The organism is Vibrio sp. 1978 (assembly GCF_033344345.1).
Window position 1 is genome coordinate 1 of sequence record NZ_JAWPOP010000820.1, and the last position, 568, is coordinate 568.

Below are 568 nucleotides of genomic sequence, written 5' to 3' on the forward strand. Positions count from 1 at the left end.
CCTACGCCCACCTGCCCATAGCCTCCACCCCCGGCCTCCGACGTCTTTGACTCGGAGGCCACCCTGTCTCCTCCCGCTCAAATCTAAGTCCGTAGTTCTTAAATCGTTCTACTACCTGAATCAGCGATTTTAAATACAACACTTTTTGTTCATCATAACGTCTTGTTTTTATTCACAAGCCAAATACAAAAAACCTCGCAGATACGAGGCTTTTTTCTGGACTAGAGTTTAATGGATTACATCATCGCATAACGACTCACTAGCACAATCGCGGTGAACCCAATGGTGAAAAATCCCCCGGCAATTCCTAGTGCTACTCTCAGTTCTGTCGACATTATCTTTTCCTATTTTCTAGCTGACGCGGCACCATACACCAGTTACGTGCTACAGAATTTCATCCAAGCTAATTTTCCATTTTTGAGTTCGAATCACATAACAAGCGCACATGGTAAAGCCTATTCATCTTCTGCTAATCTAGGGCAAGTTGAATTGAGGTAAACATCATGGCTTGTCGTAACTGCCAAGAACATTGGTTTTGGAAAAAGATCGGTCGTTGTCAACGATGCAT

The 568-nt window shown here is 43.8% G+C and carries 1 protein-coding gene; it reads left to right on the forward strand.

Going from position 1 to position 568, the window contains the following annotated elements; translation table 11 throughout:
- Positions 1–503 precede the first annotated feature (503 nt).
- Positions 504–568, forward strand: a 65-nt coding sequence (locus tag R8N49_RS29305) for a DUF3624 family protein (RefSeq protein ID WP_318190719.1), incomplete at its 3' end; no start/stop codon positions are given.